This is a genomic window from Comamonas sp. 26, from assembly GCF_002754475.1.
In the GTDB taxonomy this organism is placed as follows: domain Bacteria; phylum Pseudomonadota; class Gammaproteobacteria; order Burkholderiales; family Burkholderiaceae_C; genus Comamonas.
On record NZ_PEFL01000003.1, the window covers coordinates 497,382 to 514,658 of the forward strand.

The 17,277-nt window shown below is 61.2% G+C and carries 14 protein-coding genes; 9 read left to right on the top strand and 5 right to left on the bottom strand.

Going from position 1 to position 17,277, the window contains the following annotated elements; all coding sequences use genetic code 11:
- Positions 1-47 precede the first annotated feature (47 nt).
- Positions 48-1,256 (bottom strand): ABC transporter substrate-binding protein, encoded by a 1,209-nt coding sequence (locus CLU84_RS20410; protein ID WP_099739824.1) that lies wholly within the window; start codon positions 1,254-1,256, stop codon positions 48-50.
- A gap of 247 nt (positions 1,257-1,503) precedes the next feature.
- On the opposite strand from CLU84_RS20410, the gene CLU84_RS20415 reads away from it, so the two are divergent.
- Complete coding sequence (locus CLU84_RS20415; protein ID WP_099739825.1) at positions 1,504-2,277, top strand: ferredoxin--NADP reductase; 774 nt, start codon at positions 1,504-1,506, stop codon at positions 2,275-2,277.
- Positions 2,278-2,388: 111 nt separating this feature from the next.
- Here CLU84_RS20415 and CLU84_RS20420 read toward each other — a convergent pair whose 3' ends face one another.
- A complete protein-coding gene (locus CLU84_RS20420; RefSeq protein WP_099739826.1) occupies positions 2,389-3,372 on the bottom strand; it encodes a YihY/virulence factor BrkB family protein in 984 nt (327 codons plus the stop codon).
- A gap of 355 nt (positions 3,373-3,727) precedes the next feature.
- On the opposite strand from CLU84_RS20420, the gene CLU84_RS20425 reads away from it, so the two are divergent.
- Positions 3,728-5,266, top strand: a complete 1,539-nt coding sequence (locus CLU84_RS20425) for an acetyl-CoA hydrolase/transferase family protein (protein ID WP_099739827.1) — start codon at positions 3,728-3,730, stop codon at positions 5,264-5,266.
- 124 nt (positions 5,267-5,390) lie between these two features.
- On the opposite strand, the gene garD is transcribed toward CLU84_RS20425, so the two are convergent.
- From garD to CLU84_RS20440, 3 genes are all read right to left on the bottom strand, one after another.
- The gene (garD, locus tag CLU84_RS20430) at positions 5,391-6,956 is read right to left on the bottom strand and encodes a galactarate dehydratase (protein WP_099739828.1); all 1,566 of its coding nucleotides are present in this window, start codon (positions 6,954-6,956) and stop codon (positions 5,391-5,393) included.
- 162 nt (positions 6,957-7,118) lie between these two features.
- The gene (locus CLU84_RS20435; protein WP_099739829.1) at positions 7,119-8,120 is read right to left on the bottom strand and encodes a tripartite tricarboxylate transporter substrate binding protein; all 1,002 of its coding nucleotides are present in this window, start codon (positions 8,118-8,120) and stop codon (positions 7,119-7,121) included.
- A 53-nt stretch (positions 8,121-8,173) separates the two neighbouring features.
- Positions 8,174-9,469 carry a glucarate dehydratase family protein gene (locus tag CLU84_RS20440; protein ID WP_099739830.1) on the bottom strand — a complete coding sequence of 432 codons (1,296 nt, stop codon included), beginning with the start codon at positions 9,467-9,469 and terminating at the stop codon, positions 8,174-8,176.
- 118 nt (positions 9,470-9,587) lie between these two features.
- Here CLU84_RS20440 and CLU84_RS20445 point away from each other — a divergent pair, with 118 nt between their 5' ends.
- The 7 genes from CLU84_RS20445 to CLU84_RS20475 all read left to right on the top strand — a co-directional run bounded on the left by CLU84_RS20445 (position 9,588) and on the right by CLU84_RS20475 (position 17,246).
- Positions 9,588-10,382 (top strand): FadR/GntR family transcriptional regulator, encoded by a 795-nt coding sequence (locus tag CLU84_RS20445; RefSeq protein WP_369826891.1) that lies wholly within the window; start codon positions 9,588-9,590, stop codon positions 10,380-10,382.
- Positions 10,383-10,707: 325 nt separating this feature from the next.
- On the top strand, positions 10,708-11,685 hold the full coding sequence (locus CLU84_RS20450) for a tripartite tricarboxylate transporter substrate binding protein (protein WP_099739831.1): 978 nt from the start codon (positions 10,708-10,710) through the stop codon (positions 11,683-11,685).
- A 41-nt stretch (positions 11,686-11,726) separates the two neighbouring features.
- Complete coding sequence (kdgD, locus tag CLU84_RS20455; RefSeq protein ID WP_099740083.1) at positions 11,727-12,638, top strand: 5-dehydro-4-deoxyglucarate dehydratase; 912 nt, start codon at positions 11,727-11,729, stop codon at positions 12,636-12,638.
- 61 nt (positions 12,639-12,699) lie between these two features.
- Positions 12,700-13,659 carry a tripartite tricarboxylate transporter substrate binding protein gene (locus tag CLU84_RS20460; RefSeq protein WP_099739832.1) on the top strand — a complete coding sequence of 320 codons (960 nt, stop codon included), beginning with the start codon at positions 12,700-12,702 and terminating at the stop codon, positions 13,657-13,659.
- A 91-nt stretch (positions 13,660-13,750) separates the two neighbouring features.
- On the top strand, positions 13,751-14,737 hold the full coding sequence (locus CLU84_RS20465) for a 2-hydroxyacid dehydrogenase (RefSeq protein ID WP_099739833.1): 987 nt from the start codon (positions 13,751-13,753) through the stop codon (positions 14,735-14,737).
- A 32-nt stretch (positions 14,738-14,769) separates the two neighbouring features.
- The gene (locus tag CLU84_RS20470) at positions 14,770-16,107 is read left to right on the top strand and encodes an enolase C-terminal domain-like protein (RefSeq protein WP_099739834.1); all 1,338 of its coding nucleotides are present in this window, start codon (positions 14,770-14,772) and stop codon (positions 16,105-16,107) included.
- Positions 16,108-16,145: 38 nt separating this feature from the next.
- A complete protein-coding gene (locus CLU84_RS20475; RefSeq protein ID WP_199173812.1) occupies positions 16,146-17,246 on the top strand; it encodes an SMP-30/gluconolactonase/LRE family protein in 1,101 nt (366 codons plus the stop codon).
- The last annotated feature ends 31 nt before the right edge of the window (positions 17,247-17,277 follow it).

Here is a 17,277-nt window from a genome sequence, read left to right on the forward strand (position 1 = left end):
GCCACCTGCGTGATTGCAGGTGGCCCGGTATTTTCGCCCAAGCGTAATCAGTTCGCCGTTGCGGGGCGCAGCTTCTTCACTTCTTCATCGCTGGGCTGGTAGTTTTTGCCGTCGGCATAGCGGTAGCTGACCAGCACACCGCGCTTGAGCTTTTCGTCATAGGCGGTCTTGCCGATGTAGGCACCCATGGTGGACTGGTTGTCTTGCGCACGATAGGTGATGGGGCCGAAGGGGGTGGAGACTTCCAGTCCCTTGAAGGCGGCAATCAGCTTTTCGGTATCGGCATCGCCGCCGGTCTTGCGCAGGCCTGCCGCAATCGACTGGATGGCGTTGTAGCCCACGATGGTGCCCAGACGCGGGTAGTCCTTGTACTTGGCCTGATAGGCTTTCAGAAACGCGGCGTGCTCGGGTGTCTTGATGGAGTACCAGGGGTAGCCAGTCACGGTCCAGCCTAGCGGTGCTTCTTTCTTGAGCGGGTCCAGATATTCGGGTTCAGCCGTCAGCAGACCCACCACCTCGCGGCCTTTGAACAGACCGCGGGTATTGCCTTCGCGTACAAACTTGCCCAGATCGGTGGCAAACAGTACGTTGAAGATGGCTTCTGGCTTGGAGTCGGCCAAGGCCTGTACGACGGAGCCGGCATCAATCTTGCCCAGCGCAGGGGCTTGCTCGGCCACAAACTCGATATCGGGCTGCTTGGCCTTCATCAGTGTCTTGAAGGTGGCGATGGCGGATTGGCCGTATTCGTAGTTGGGGTAGACGATGGCCCAGCGCTTTTTCTTGAGCTTGAGGGCTTCTTCCACCAGCATGGCGGTCTGCATATAGGTGGAGCCGCGCAGACGGTAGGTGTAGTGATTGCCGTCGGCCCAGACGATTTTGTCAGTCAGCGGCTCGGAGGCAAGGAAGAAGCGCTTTTTCTGCTTGGCGTAATCCGTCAGCGCCAGACCCACATGCGAGAGAAAGCTGCCGGTCAGCACGTCAATCTTCTCGCGGGTGTACAGCTCCTCGGCGGCCCTCACGGCATCACCGGGGGTGGCGTTGTCATCACGCACAATCAGCTGCAGCTTTTTGCCGCCCACACCGCCTGCGGCGTTGACCTGCTCCACGGCCAGCTCCATGCCTTTTTTGTAGGGTTCCAGAAACGCGGGCTGGGCCTTGTAGCTGTTGATTTCCCCGATCTTGATGACCCCCTGGGCCCACACGGGCGCGGCGGCCAATGCCATAGCGGGAGCCACTGCGCTAAAACGCAAAGTCATAAGAAACCGCATCGTCATTCTCCTTATCACTAATCAGTATCAAGACATTGAAGCGCAATGTACCTGTTTGCTGCCATTTATCCGACAATATAGGTCTTGTCCCGCTTGGCAATCGGCAGCCGCAGCTGTTAGGCAGTTCACTCTGCACGCAGCGTTCGCCACCGCATGTCTTCATGGCATACCTGCCGGGCATCCCAGCAACAGCGGGCATTGTTTGTCCCGAATTCATATTTTTGTGTAGACGACCATGAGTGCTTTTCTCGAAGAACGCGTGCTGTCGGTTCACCACTGGACCGACCGTCTTTTCTCCTTCACGACAACCCGCGACACATCGCTGCGCTTCTCCAACGGCCACTTCACCATGATTGGACTGAAGGTCGACGGCAAAAACCTGCTGCGCGCTTACTCCATTGCCAGCCCTAACTACGAAGAGCATCTGGAGTTTCTGTCGATCAAGGTGCCTGAAGGCCCCCTGACCTCCAAGCTGCAAAACATCCAGGTAGGCGACACCGTCATCGTGGGTAAAAAGCCCACAGGCACGCTGCTGATCGACTATCTGCTGCCCGGCAAGAACCTGTACCTGATCGGCACCGGAACCGGCCTGGCACCCTGGCTGGCCGTGGCCCGTGATCCCGAGACCTACGAGCGTTTTGACAACGTGGTCGTGGTGCACGGCGTGCGCCAGGTCGAAGAGCTGGCCTACCAGGAGCTGTTTGAGAAGGAACTGCCCGAGCACGAGTTCCTGGGCGAGATCGTCAAGGGCAAGCTGCACTACTACCCTACGGTGACGCGCGAGCCTTTCCGTAACCAGGGTCGTATCTCAACGCAGATCAACAACGGCACCTTCCCGCAAAACCTGGGCCTGCCTGATCTGAACCCCGAGACCGATCGCGTCATGCTGTGCGGCAGCCCCGCCATGTTGGCCGAACTCAAGGAGCTGCTGGAGCACCGCGGCTTCAAGGAAGGCAACACCACTACGCCCGGCGACTTCGTCGTTGAGCGTGCGTTTGTGGAAAAGTAAGTTCCGCTTTCCCCAAGCAAAAGGCCTGCATCTGCAGGCCTTTTTTGTTAGTGAGTCATTTATATAAATTGATAGCGCATGTCCCAATCTAGATAAGCGCTGGTAGCCAGTTTATATATTCTCCCCGGCGTTGTCAGGCAGATTGCTCACATCCATGAGCGGGGCCTGCCCTGACCTGCGACGTGGAGCGAACGGCATGCGGATCTTCACGCTGGCCTTGTTGCAGGCCTTGGCCGTGGCGGCTGAAAACAGCAGGATGGCCGAGGTGACATAAAACCACATCAGCACCACCACCAGAGAACCTGCCGCGCCATAGGCCGAGACCACGGCGGCGGTGGACAGGTACCAGGCCAGCGCCTGCTTGGTGATGGTGAACAGGGCTGCGCCCATCAGCGAGCCCAGCAGCAGGTACCGGGTGGCAGGCTTGATGCCCGTGCCCATGCGCATCAGCCCCCAGAACAGCAGCACGGCAATGCCAAACGAAAGGCTCTCATTGATGACGCCCATCAGCGGGCCCAGCGGAACCAGTTGCAGTGCATCGTTGGCCCAGGTGGTAATCATCTGAATGGCGGTGGACAGCACCATGGACACCAGCAGCAAAAAGCCCAGACCCACCACATAGCTGAGCCCCCACAGGCGCGAGATGGCCATGCCCCACCATGGCCTGTTATCTTGCGGGCGGGGTTCTTCGCCCATGGACCAGAGCTTGTCCAGCGATGCCTGCAGCTCCACAAATACGCCGGTGGCACCCGAGAGCATCATCACCAGTCCAAGAATGGATGCCAGCGAGCCTTGACTGGAGTTCTGGGCACTGGAGAGCGCGCCCTTGATAACCTGCGCCGCCCGCTCCCCGACCACGTTTTGCACCTGACTGATGAGTGTGCTTTCTACATAGCTGCGGTCCATCCACCAGCCCAGTAGACCGACCACGGCCAGTAGCAGAGGGGCCAGACTGAGCATGCCGTAGAACGACATGGCGGCGCTCATGCGCAGACCATCGGCCTGCAGCCAGAGCTGTACGGAATCGATCAGCGGCTGCAGCGCGCTGGTCAGGCGTTGCAGCCAGTGCTTTCTGCCGGAGGTTTCATAAGCCATGGGATGAATTCTGGGTGTCGAGAGTGGATACCTGTGTCAGCCTATGTCTGCTGGGGCGCATGGATGCAATTTTTTGCATTCAATACTTTCCATGCAATGTGATTGATGTGGCAAGTAGTTAATACTTTTCTCAGGTGTAGTTCTTTTTCTTATTGAGAAATGTGCTCACATTTTTGAATATCGAAAAATTTGCATTCGATTTTTTGCCGAAAACGCATCGGTGTTTACGCTAGTCGCCTACGCTGGCGCACGGCCGTCTGTTGTAGTTCAATCCGGGTCTGCATCAATCAAATTGCAACCTAGTAGAAACAAAAAACGCCAGCCAGCAATGGGCGAGGCGATGAGACACAACTCCATGCACACCACATTCACCCAAGCCTCCCCAGCTGATCGCGTGCTTTGCCCTGCGCTACGTGAACGTATCATGACCGCCGATGAAGCGGCCAGCCTGATCGAGTCTGGCATGACATTGGGCATGAGCGGCTTCACACCAGCGGGTGCCCCCAAGTCCGTGCCTCAGGCGCTGGCGCGCAGGATCGAAGCGCAGAATGCCAACGGCGGCAATTTCCGTATCAGCCTGTGGACGGGGGCATCCACCTCGGCTGAGCTCGATGGTGCGCTGGCCAAGGTGCACGGCATCGAGCGCCGCCTGCCTTACCAGTCCGACCCTACGGTGCGCAAAGAAATCAATGACGGGCGCATGCAGTACGTGGACATTCATCTGTCCCACGTGGCGCAGTACGTGTGGTTTGGCTTCCTCGGTCACCTCGATGTGGCAGTGATTGAGGTCGCTGGCATCTTGCCCGATGGCCGCCTGATTCCATCCACCTCGGTGGGCAATAACAAGACCTGGCTGGAGCAGGCCGACAAGATCATTCTGGAAGTCAACAGCGCCCAGCCCGCCGAGCTGGAAGGCATGCACGACATCTACTACGGCGCTGCCGTGCCGCCCAAGCGCAAGCCCATCCCTATGGAGCACCCGTTTGACCGCATTGGCGACCCGTATCTGCACTGCGATCTGAGCAAAGTGATTGCCGTGGTGCCCACGCAGCAGCGCGACAAGCTGGCGGCCTTTACGCCGCCCGATGTGGATTCGCAGCGCATTGCCGAAAACATCATCGATTTTCTGCAGAACGAGGTGAAGGTGGGCCGCTTGCCGCCTGAGTTGCTGCCGCTGCAGTCTGGCGTGGGCAATATTGCCAACGCCGTGCTGGCTGGCCTGAACAAGGGGCCATTCGACCACCTGAACGCCTACACCGAAGTGCTGCAAGACGGCATGCTGGACATGCTGGAGTCCGGCAAGCTGGCTACCGCATCCACCACCTCTCTGGCGCTCAGTCCCGAGGCCATGGAGCGTTTCCTGGCCAATATCGAGTTCTACCGTCAGCGCATCATGCTGCGCCCGCAGGAGATCTCGAACCACCCCGAGCTGATTCGCCGCATGGGTTTGATCTCCATGAACGCGCTGATCGAAGCCGATATGTATGGCAATGTGAACAGCACGCATGTCATGGGCTCGTCCATCATGAACGGCATTGGCGGCAGCGGCGACTTTGCGCGCAACGCCTATCTGTCCATTTTTATGACGCCATCGACGGCCAAGGGCGGCAAGATCAGCTGCATCGTGCCCATGGTGTCCCACGTCGATCACACCGAGCACGATGTGCAGATTGTGGTGACCGAGCAAGGCCTTGCTGACCTGCGCGGTCTGGCCCCTGTGCAGCGGGCGCGCCTCATCATCGAAAAATGCGTGCACCCCAGCTACAAGGAAGCTATGACGGACTACCTGGAGCGCGCTCTGCGCGATGCGCCAGGAAAGCACACGCCGCATCTGCTGGGCGAGGCCTATGCCTGGCATCAGCGCTACCTGCAGACGGGCTCCATGCAGGCCTGATCGTAGCTAGGCTGAAGCGCCCATTAAAAACGCTGCCAAGGCAGCGTTTTTAATGATTTTGGGCTGTAGCCAAGGAAGGAATTGCGTGAGGTGCTACAGATTCAGAAGCGTGATTTGTTTGACCTCAGGTCACCGGCGCGGGGTTGAACAGCACCAGGGCGTTGTGCAGCTTCCACTGCTCGGCCCAGGTTTTTTTTCTGCCGCTGGCCACATCCAGCATCAGTCTGAACATTTCCCAGCCTATCTCTTCGATGGTGGCTTGGCCGTCGGCGATGCGTCCGGCGTTCACATCCATCAGGTCATGCCAGCGCCGCGCCAGGTCACTGCGCGTGGCGACCTTGATCACCGGCACCTGAGCCAGACCGTAAGGCGTGCCCCGGCCCGTGGTGAAGACATGCAGATTCATGCCCGCCGCCAGTTGCAGGGTGCCGCAGATAAAGTCGCTGGCAGGTGTGGCTGCATAGACTAGGCCGCGCGCTATGCCACGATCTGCCAGACGCTGGCCCGGCGACAACACGCCCGTGATGGGGGCCGTGCCGCTCTTGATGATGGAGCCCATGGCTTTTTCGACAATGTTGGATAGGCCGCCTTTTTTGTTGCCCGGCGTGGTGTTGGCGCTGCGGTCCACCTTGCCCTTGTCGAGATAGGCGTCATACCAGGCCATCTCTTCGATCATGGCCTCTGCCACTTCGGAGGTGGATGCGCGCGAGGTCAGTTGGTCAATCCCATCGCGCACCTCGGTCACCTCGCTGAACATCACGGTGGCACCAGCGCGCACCAGCAAGTCGGTGCAAAAACCCACGGCCGGGTTGGCCGTGACGCCGCTGAAGGCATCGCTGCCGCCGCATTGCACACCCACGACCAGTGTGCTGGCAGGCACGGTCTCGCGCTGGCGCGCATTGAGGCGCTCCAGATGGGCCTTGGCACGTTCCATGATGGAGTCGATCATGGACATAAAGCCCACATAGGCCTCGTCCTGCAGGCAGACCACATCCAGCTCTGGTTCGCGTTTATCGACGATGGGAAAACTGCCCGGCGGCAGCAGGCGCTCTGGCTGCAGCTTCTCACAACCCAGGCTGACCACCATCACCTCGCCGCCAAAATTCGGGTTGTGGCTGATGTTGCGCAAGGTGCGCTGCGGTATCTCGGCGCCCACGGCATCGATGGCCACGCCGCAGCCGTAGCTGTGTTCCAGGCCGACTACGTCATCGACGTTCGGGTAGCGCGGCAGCAACTCGGCCTTGATGCGGCTCACAGCAAAGTCGAGCACACCTGCCACGCATTGCACCGTGGTGGTGATGGCCAAGATGTTGCGCGTCCCCACCGTGCCGTCGGCATTGCGGTAGCCCTCGAAGGTGTAACCCTCAAGCGGCAACAATTCGGGCGGCTTGACCGTGGCAATGGGCAGGCCCTCCAGCGAGCGCGCCTCAGGCATCTGCAGCAAGCGTTCGTGCACCCAACTGCCGGCCGGGATGGGCTTGAGCGCATAGCCTATGACCACGTTGTAGCGGCGTATTACACCGCCCTCGGGAATGTCCACCAGTGCCACCTTGTGGGCCTGCGGCACTTTGTCGACCAGCACCAGGCCGCTTGGCAGTACGGTGCCGGCAGGCAGGCCGCCGTCATTGGCGATGATGGCCACGTTGTCGGACGGGTGCATGCTGATGGAAAGTGGGGCAGGGGTACTCATGGCAATCTCGTCTCAATTTTCTATTTCATAGCCTTGGGCCGCATCCGCTAGGCAACTGGCGCAGCCCCAAACCAGAGACACCGAGGAAGGGCCGCCCCGTACCGAAGGTGTCGTCCCCCTCCGCGAAGCGAGAAGGGGGAAGGCGCAAAGCGCCTCAGGGGGTCATTCCGCTTTAATTCCCGCTGCCTTGATCACCTTGGCCCACTTGGCCACTTCGGCCTTCTGGTAGTCGGCCAGCTCGGCCGGCGTCATGCTGGAAGGCAGCATGCCGAAGTTCTTGAGACGGGCCTGGACTTCGGGGGTGGCGACGATCTTCATGATCTCGGCATGCAGGCGATCCACGACGGGCTTGGGCGTTCCTGCGGGTGCGAACACGGCCTGCCAGGAGCTCATGTCGAAACCTTTTTCACCAGCCTCGGCAATGGTGGGCACATCGGGCAATGATTCCAGGCGCTTGGAACTGCTCACGGCGATGGGGCGCAGCTTGCCGGACTGGATATGCGGACCGACGACCAGCGCGGTGTCGAACATCATGTCAACCTGTCCGCCGATTACGTCCTGCACGGCCGGGCCGCTGCCCTTGTAGGGCACATGCGTGAATTTCACACCGGTCTGGTAGGCCAGCAGCTCCAGTGCCATGTGGTTGGAGGTACCGCTGCCGGGCGAGGCCGAAGACAAACCGCCCGCGCCCGCCTTGGCCTTGCTGGCGGCCAGCACGTCGGCCAGTGTCTTGTAGGGGCTGGAAGCCGGCACCACGAGGACCAGGGGGCCCGAGCCCAGCATGGCCACGGGCGTGAAGGACTTGACGGGGTCGTAGTCCAGCTTGGAATAAAGGCTCACATTGATGGCATGCGAGCTGATGGTGCCGCCCAGGATGGTGTAGCCGTCGGCCGGTGCGCGCGCGGCCAGGGCCGAGCCCACGCTGCCACCAGCTCCGCCCTTGTTTTCTATGACCACCGAGGTGCCTAGCGCTTTGCCTAGAGACTGGGAAATCACGCGCGCCAGGGTGTCTGTATTGCCGCCGGGCGGAAAGGGCACCATGTAAATGATGGGCTTTCCCGAGGGCCAGTTGCCCTGTGCCATGGCGGGCGTGGCGACAAGTGGTGCGCCGAGCAGCAGGGTGCTGGCGGCGAGAGTGCGTTGGATCAGTGTGCGGCGTTGCATGGTGGTTGTCTCCGGTTGGTCGAAAGCGTCTTCTTGCGCTGTAGATGAGGGGTTTAGAAACGGGGCTGCTTGCCCGTGAAGGACGGGTCGTATTTGCGCATCTGCCCCAGGTCATCGCGGTTGCGGATGCCGCAGTGCAGATAGTTGTCGTGCAGGCGGGCTAGTGCTTCGCGGTCCAGCGTCACGCCCAGGCCCGGCGTGGTGGGCACGCGCAGGCTGCCTTGCTCGAACTGCAGGCGGCCGCCTTCGACCACCTCTTCGTCCTGCCAGGGGTAGTGGGTGTCGCAGGCATAGGTCAGCAGGGGCACGCTGGCGCACAAATGCGTCATGGCCACAAGGCTCACGCCCAGATGGGAGTTGCTGTGCATGGACAAGCCCAGATCGAAGGTGCGGCACAAGGTGGACAGGCGCTGCGTGGCGCGCAGCCCGCCCCAGTAATGGTGATCGCTGAGCACGATTTTCACGGGGCAGCCCATGTCTGCGTTGCGGCGGAATTCGGCAAAGTCCGTCACCACCATATTGGTGGCCAGCGGCACCTCGCACTCGCGAGCCACGGCGGCCATGCCATCCAGGCCGGGGGCCGGGTCTTCGTAATATTCGAGCACGCCGCGCAGCTGCTGCACGATCTTCAGGCTGGTCTCCACGGTCCAGTTACCGTTGGGGTCGATACGCAGCGGCAGGCCCGGGAAAGCCTCGGCCAGCGCCAGAATGCCTGCGGCTTCTTGCTCGGGCGGTAGCGTGCCGGCCTTGAGCTTGATGCTCTGAAAACCGTATTGGTCGATCATGCGCCGGGCCTGAGCCACCAGTTGCTGCGGCTGCAGCGCTTCGCCCCAGGGATCGGCGGCATACGGCTTGTCGATGTGCTCGGCGTACTTGTAGAACAGATAGGCCGAGAACGGCACGCGATCGCGCGCCGCGCCACCCAGCAGGTCCACGATGGGCGCCCCCGCCATCTGGCCCTGCAGGTCCAGCATGGCGACCTCAAAGGCGCTGACTACCTTGGCCACGGTCTTGGACACATGGGTGCCTGGTGCCAGCGACACTTGCTGGCCCAGGAATTCCGAGGCCGTCAGCCTGGGCGGCGTCACCAGAGCGGCAACGCGTACTTCCATTTCGGTGAGCGCCCAGGGTGACAGGCCGACCAGGGCTGGAGCCACCTTGGCCAGAGCCTCCAGCATGGGCAGATCGCCATAGCTTTCGTTGATGCCGACCAGGCCCGAGGCCGTCTCGATCTCGATGATGGAGCGCAGCGCCCAGGGCTCGTGGATGCCGGCCGCATTGAGCAGCGGCGGATCACGGAAGGCAATGGGCGTGATGCGGATATGGCGAATCTGGTGTGAAGTGCTCATCTTGAGATGGACTGAGGTGGTGGTCAGGTCAGTGGCGGACTGGGTGTTGCCGGGGAGCTGGAATAAGCGGTCTTTGTGGTATGTTGTCGTACAACTAAAAACTATTATCATCAGACCCATGAGCACCCAGACATCGGAATTACCCCAATCTGCCGCTTCCATACTGGTGACAGATGGGTATGCGTTGCGTAGCAAGACCAGTCGCGGCAGCCGCAGCCTGGCGAATCTGCTGGCTGAAGAGTTCGAGCACAAGATTCGGCAGGGCTTGCTCAATGAAGGCGAGAAGCTGCCCACCGAGTCCGAACTGGTGCGCAACTACGACGTCAGTCGCACCGTGGTGCGTGAGGCCTTGTCCAAACTGCAGGCCGGCGGCTTGGTCGAAACTCGCCATGGCATAGGTACTTTTGTGCTGCCGGCTCCGGCGCGCCAGAGCCCCATGCTGAGCGCCCATGAGCTGAGTGAATCTGTGGATGTGCTGGCCGTACTGGAGCTGCGCATCAGCCTGGAAACCGAGGCTGCAGGCCTGGCCGCCCAGCGGCGCAGCGAAGCCCATCTGCGGGTCATGAGCGAGGCCCTGCAAGCGTTTGAGCTGCATTTTGCGCAGGGCCATGACACCGTCAGCCATGATCTGGCTTTTCATCTCAGCATCGCGCAGGCCACGGGCAACCGGTATTTTCAGGACATCCTTCAGCACTTCGGCACGCTGTTGATTCCACGTAACCGCATTGCCTCCATGGACACACCGGCTCGCGATCCGGACTACCTGCTCCGGGTGAACCGCGAGCATGAAGAGATCTATGCGGCCATCGCCCGCCAGGATGCGGACTCGGCCCGCGCAGCAATGCGCATCCACCTGACCAATTCGCGCGAGCGCCTGCGTCTGGCCCAGCGCCTGAGCCAGTCCCGCGAATAGGGCCTGCATGGCCTGTGCTGAGTACAACGGGCGTTGAGGCAACGTCTGTGCTCAGCGCAACCATCCATGTGCAGGCCAACTGCCTTTTCCATGTGGTTGCAGGCTTGTGACCTGAGTTGCAGCGGCTGGATCAATCTGTCCATATCAATTTAGATAGCGCCAAGTGCTTTATTTATAAGCAGTTCATCTGCATTTGATGCGGTTTTGCATCGTGCTTCTTCACACTCGAAGCGCATGATCTCTCGTTTACCCCTAGTAAAAATGCCTTGAAAGTGGAAAAACTCAAGTTGTATGATGACTGATCACAACAAGGAGACATTTCACCATGGTCCGACGCTCGCACGTTCTGCGCTCCCTGCTGACCTTGGCGGTTGGCGGCATGCTGTCCTCCACATTGCTGGCTGCCGATGCCTGGCCCAGCAAGCCCATTCGCCTGGTCGTGCCCTATCCTCCAGGCGGCAGCTCGGACATCATTGCCCGCTCCATCGGGCAGTTGATTTCGCAGGAGCTCAAGCAGACCGTGGTGATCGACAACAAGCCCGGGGCCAACGGCAATCTGGGCGCTGAATTCGTCGCACGTGCGCCTGCCGACGGCTATACCTGGCTGCTGTGCGATCTGGGTGCGCTGGCCATCTCGCCCTCGATCTATACCAAGCTCAGCTTTGATCCCTCCAAAGCGCTGCGTGGCGCGGCCATGCTGGCCTACTCGCCTCATATGCTGGTGGTGCACCCATCGGTTCAGGCCAGCAATCTGAAGGAGCTGGTGGAGCTGTCCAAGAAGCAGGATCTGAACTTTGCCGTGACGGCTTCAGGCAGCGCGCCACATCTGGCCGGGGTGGAGCTGGCCCGCATGACCGGTGCCAAGTGGGTGTATGTGCCCTACAAGGGCGGTGTGCAGTCGGTGCAAGACACCGTGGCAGGCCAGACCCAGGTGCTGATGAACGGCATGCTGGCCACCTACCCGCATGTGCAAAGCGGCAAGCTCAAGCTGCTGGGTATTTCCAAGAACACACGCATGCCGCTGATTGCGGATGTGCCCACGCTGGCCGAGCAGGGCGCCCAGGGCTTTGCCTCTGGAACCTGGCAAGGCGTTGTGCTGCCCGCCCAGACGCCTGAAGCCGTGGTGCAGCGCGTGCATCAAGTGCTGCTCGGCGCCATCCGCTCGCCCGAAGTCCGAGCGCGCCTGATCGCTCAGGGGGCCGAGGTCATCACGATGACCCCCACCGAAACCGACAAGTTCTTCAACGCCGAGCGTGCTCGCTGGCGCACGGTGGTTCAAACCGCCAAGTTGCAGCTGGATTGAGCTGCGCCGATCTTCTTTTCTCCTCTTTTTAAGGAATGACCATGTCTCCCCAGTACCTCAAAGAAGTGATGAGCTCAGGCTTGCTGTCCTTTCCCGTGACGGACTTTGATGCCAATGGCAACTTCAATGCCAAGGGCTATGCGGCGCGCCTTGAATGGCTGGCCCCCTACGGCGCAACTGCATTGTTCGCGGCAGGCGGCACAGGCGAGTACTTTTCGCTTCACGGTGAGGAATACGGCCAGATCATCAAGACCGCCGTCGACACCTGCCGCGGCAAGGTTCCCATCATTGCCGGCGCAGGCGGCCCCACCCGCACGGCCATCGCACATGCCCAGGAAGCCGAACGACTGGGCGCCCATGGTGTGCTGCTTTTGCCGCATTACCTGACAGAAGCGGGCCAGGAAGGCTTGATCGCGCATGTGGAGCAAGTGTGCAAGAGCGTGGACTTCGGCGTCATTGTCTACAACCGCGACCGCTCCAAGTTCACACCGGAATCGCTGGCCATTCTGGCCGACCGTTGCCCCAACCTCGTGGGCTTCAAGGACGGTGTGGGCAACATCGAAACCATGTCCTCCATCTTCATGAAGATGGGTGATCGCTTCTCGTATCTGGGCGGCCTGCCCACGGCAGAAGTCTATGCCGCGGCCTACAAGGCGCTGGGAACGCCGGTGTACTCCTCCGCCGTCTTCAACTTCATTCCCAAGACGGCGATGCAGTTCTATGAAGCCGTGCGCAACGACGATCAGGCGACACAGCACAAGCTGCTCAAGGAATTCTTCATGCCTTACCTGAACATCCGCAATCGCACGGAAGGTTACGGCGTCAGCATCATCAAGGCCGGAGCCAAGCTCGTAGGCCATGATGCGGGCCCCGTGCGCGCCCCGCTCTCTGAGCTCAAGCCCCAGGAGATGGAAGAGCTCAAAGCTCTGATCGACAAACTGGGCCCGCAATAAAAAAATAAAAGCGGTTCGTGGCGGGGCCTGCAGGGCTTCGCCACCTCAAGGAGACAAGCACATGAAAAAAGTACTGATCGCATTGGGTGCCACGCTCGCGTTCGCGGCCCAGGCCGCCGGCAGCTTTCCCGACAAGCCCGTCAACATCATCGTTCCTTTCCCGGCCGGCGGCTCCACCGACACTGTGGCACGCGCCTTGGCCCTGAGCATGGGCGAGCAGCTGGGGAAGTCTTTCGTGGTGGAGAACCGCCCCGGTGCCACAGGCACCATCGGTGCCGGTGCCGTCAAGCGCGCCCCAGCCGATGGCTATACCTTGCTTGTCGCCTCGCTGGGGCCGTTCGTGGTCACGCCCCATCTGGTCAAAAGCATTCCGTATGACGCGACCAAGGACTTCGACTACATCACCATCCCTGTGCAGGCTCCCAATGTGCTTGTAGCCAGTGCGACGCAAAAGGCACGTACCGTTGCCGAGGTCGTTGCCGCGCTCAAGGCCAATCCTGGCAAAGTCAGCTTTGCCAGCTCGGGCAATGGCTCCTCTGACCATCTGTCGGCAGAGCTGTTCTGGCAGCAGACCGGCACCGAAGCCGTGCATGTTCCCTATAAGGGCGGAGCACCGGCCATCACCGACCTGCTTGGCGGTCAGGTGGATTTTTCCTTCCAGAATGTGAACGCCGTGCTGTCCCATCTGCGCAGCGGAAAGCTGCATGCCATCGCCGTGACTGGCACGCAGCGCTCACCCGTGCTGCCTGATGTGCCCACGTTGGCCGAGGCTGGCGTCAAGGGCGCCGAGGTCTACTCCTGGCAGGGCATGGCGGCTCCCAAAGGGCTGCCCGCCGACGTGAAGGCCAAGCTGGCCAAGGCGGCCATCGCAGCGGTGCAGCAGCCCGACATCCGCAAGCGCTTTCTGGACCAGGGACTGGAGATCGTCGGCAACACGCCAGAGGAATTCACCCGCTATCAGGTCAAGGAAAACGAGCGCTGGAAGCAGCTGATCCAGACCCGCAAGATTACTGCCGATTGAGATAAAACGGGCAGCGGCATTGCGCCGCTTCCCGAAGCTTTGCAGTACAGAGCTGCTCAAGTCGACACCCAAACAACAAGGATTTCCTAGCATGGCGACCTCCCGACCACGCGTACTCCAATACGGCAAGATGCCACTCCCCCAGCTTGATGCCGAACTGGCGCAGGCCTATGAAGTGAGCGTTCTTTCCGAGCAGCCCGACCCCGAGCGCTTTCTGGCCGAGCATGGCTCGCAATTCGAGTACCTGGTCACATCGGCAGGTATGGGCCTGGCGGCACATGTCGTAGAGGCTTTGCCCAAACTGCGTTTTGTGAGCAGCTTTGGCGTGGGCTTTGATTCTTTAGACCGAGAGTCTCTGTTGCGCCGGGGGGCTCGCGTGGGCTATACGCCCGGCGTGCTCGATGACTGTGTGGCTGATCTGGCCTTTGCGCTGCTGCTGGATGCGGCGCGTGGCCTCAGTGAAGCGGATCGCTTTGTGCGCCGTGGTGACTGGGCTCGCAGTCGCTTTGGTATCCGCACCCGGGCCAGCGGCAAACGCCTGGGCATCTTTGGCATGGGCCGTATCGGCTCCACCGTGGCGCGCCGCGCCTCGGGCTTTGATATGGAAGTGGCCTATTACAACCGCCGCCCTGTCGAAGGCTCTCCTCACCGCTATCTGTCCTCGTTGCTGGAGCTGGCGCGCTGGTCCGACTTTCTGGTCATCACTGCTGCTGGCGGCGCGGGCACACAGCACTTGGTAAGCACCGAAGTGCTGGATGCTCTGGGCCCGCAAGGCTTTCTGATCAATGTGGCGCGCGGCAGCGTGGTCGACGAAGCCGCTCTGGCTCAGGCCCTCAGGCAGCAGCGCATCGCCGGTGCCGGTCTGGATGTGTTCGAAGACGAGCCCCGCCCCAACCCCGACCTGCTGGCGCTGGACAACGTGGTGCTGGCCCCGCATATCGCCAGCGGCACGCATGAAACCCGCCGTGCCATGGCCGACCTCGTGCTGCGCAATCTGGCGCAGTTCATCGCAACGGGTGAGCCCGTGGCCGAGGTGCCGTGGTCAGCTGCGCAGCTGACCACGGCCAGCGTCGCATAGTCCTTTTCCCCAAGACCTCTCAAGAGACCTCCATGTCCTCCACCCCGACCATCACCGAGATCGAAGTCATCCCCGTCGCCGGCCGCGACGGCATGCTCATGAACCTCAGCGGCGCACATGCGCCTTACTTCACGCGCAACATCGTGCTGGTGCATGACAGTGCAGGTCGCACCGGGGTGGGCGAGGTTCCGGGTGGTGAAGGCATACGTCTGGCGCTGGAGGACAGCAAACAGGTGCTGATCGGCCGCTCCATCGGCCGGCACCTGCAGCTGTTGCAAGAAGTGCAAAAGTCGCTGGAAGGTCGCGACACCGGCGGTCGCGGCTTGCAGACTTTCGATCTGCGCATCGGCGTGCATGCGGTCACGGCCATTGAATCTGCGTTGCTGGACCTGCTGGGCCAGCACCTGGGCGTGCCCGTGGCGGCCTTGCTGGGCGAAGGCCAGCAGCGCGAGCGCGTGGAAATGCTGGGCTATCTGTTCTTCGTCGGCCCCAGCGACAAGACCGGCCTGGACTACGTCAAGCCCGGAGAAGATAAGCTGGGCCATGACGACTGGACCCAGGTGCGGCACATGACGGCCATGACGCCGGAGACCATCGTGCGCCAGGCCGAGGCTGCCTACGAACGCTACGGCTTTAACGACTTCAAGCTCAAGGGCGGCGTGCTGGCCGGCGAGCAGGAAGTCGAAGCCGTCACCGCGCTGGCCAAGCGCTTTCCCGAGGCCCGCGTCACGCTGGACCCCAACGGTGGCTGGCTGCTCAAAGACGCCATCCGTCTGATGCGCGACATGCACGACGTTCTGGCCTATGCCGAAGACCCCTGCGGTGCCGAAAATGGCTTCTCGGGCCGCGAAGTCATGGCCGAGTTCCGCCGCGCCACCGGCCTGCCCACAGCCACCAATATGGTTGCCACCGACTGGCGTCAGATGGTGCATGCGCTGTCGCTGCAGTCCGTGGACATTCCGCTGGCCGACCCGCACTTCTGGACCATGGCCGGCTCCGTGCGCGTGGGTCAGACCTGCCGCGACTGGGGTCTGACCTGGGGTTCGCACTCCAACAACCACTTCGACATCTCGCTGGCCATGTTCACCCATGTGGCGGCTGCCGTGCCCGGCAAGGTCACAGCCATCGATACCCACTGGATCTGGCAAGACGGCCAGTACCTGACCCAGAACCCGCTGCAGATCAAGGGCGGTTTTGTGGAAGTGCCCAAGACCCCCGGCCTGGGCGTGACCGTGGACCGCGCCGCGCTGCAGCGCGCCAACGCTCTGTATCTGGAACATGGACTGGGTGCACGCGACGACGCCATCGTCATGCAGCACTTGATTCCCGGCTGGAAGTTCGACAACAAACGCCCCTGCATGGTGCGCTGAACGATGCCTGCCCACCTGCACCCGTTCCGGAAAACACCATGAAAAACGCCATGAATCGCCGCAAGCTTCTGAGTGCTGCGGGTGCCTCCGTGCTGGGTACCTGGGGGGCAGCAGCAGGAGCACAGTCTTTCAGCTTTCTGCCGCATCAGCGCTACCCGGATCCGGCCGTCTTTCTGCTGGACCCCAGCTTTGCCAAATACCGCATCTACAGCAGTACCGTGGAGCAGCTGGGCACAGGCATGCGCTGGGCCGAAGGCCCGGCCTATTTCCCGGAGACCGGTACGCTGATCCTCAGCGACATTCCCAACAACCGGCTCATGAAATATGAGGAAGAAACCGGTACGTTTTCCGTGCACAAGGAAGGTGTGAACTACACCAACGGCAATACCCGGGATCGCCAGGGTCGCCTGATCAGCTGCGAGCACTCGGTGACGCGCCGCGTGGTGCGCACCGAGCGCGACGGCCGCATGACCGTGCTTGCCGACAGCTATCAGGGAAAGCGCCTGAATGCACCCAACGACGTGGTGGTGAAGTCTGACGACAGTATCTGGTTCAGCGACCCGCTGTTTGGCATCAACGGCGAATGGGAGGGCACGCGCGCCACGCCCGAGCAGGCCACCACCAATGTCTACCGCATTGGCAAAGACGGCCAGATCACCGCCGTGGTGACCGACATCGTCAACCCCAACGGATTGGCGTTTTCCCCCGACGAGAAGAAGCTCTATGTGATCGAGTGGAAGGGCACGCCCAACCGCAGTCTCTGGAGTTTCGATGTCTCGGCCGATGGCCGCAGCGTGTCGAACAAAACCAAACTCATCGATGCCGACGGCTCAGGTGCACTCGACGGCTTTCGCGTCGATCGCGACGGCAATCTCTGGTGTGGCTGGGGCTTTAGCGGCGCTTTCAGCCCCGAGACCACCGATATCGGCGGCGGCATGCGGGCCCATCTGCCACTGGGCAAATCCGTCGAGATGGACGGCGTCAAGGTCTTCAACGCCCAAGGCAAGCCGATCGGCTTTATCCGCCTGCCCGAACGCTGCGCCAACCTCACGTTTGGCGGCCCTAAAAACAACCGCCTCTACATGGCCAGCAGCCATTCGCTCTACGCGCTCTATGTCGAAGCACATGGCGCGGTGTAAGCGCTTTCCCATTTTTCTTCAGGACTCCAGA